Raw genomic sequence first — 282 nt, forward strand, 5'->3', positions numbered from 1 at the left:
CTTCTGCATGAGAGCGATAGAGGCCAAGATTAACCCCCCAGTAGCGGCCGCTGTTTTCGGGGCGCGAGACGATTTCCAGGGCTTCGGGGTTCGAGATGTCACCTTCGCCCATCGCGGCCAGGATAACCGTTTCAGACCGGGGCTTCGGTGCCGAGGACTCCAGAAGCGAAAGCGACTGCTGGCCATTGCTCGACGTTGCCTCGGCGACCGCTTGTGCGATGGCCTCGGCTTTCTGGTCAGTGACGGCCGCGATGCTGGCGCGCGAGCGCGGCGCGGGCGAAG

Annotated in this window: 1 protein-coding gene; it reads right to left on the reverse strand. The window is 64.5% G+C overall.

What is annotated here, in order from left to right:
* Positions 1–282: hypothetical protein (locus K3A85_RS17915; RefSeq protein WP_225207871.1), on the reverse strand; the 282-nt coding region annotated here is incomplete at both ends.

This window comes from Novosphingobium huizhouense (genome assembly GCF_020179475.1).
Taxonomy (GTDB): domain Bacteria; phylum Pseudomonadota; class Alphaproteobacteria; order Sphingomonadales; family Sphingomonadaceae; genus Novosphingobium; species Novosphingobium huizhouense.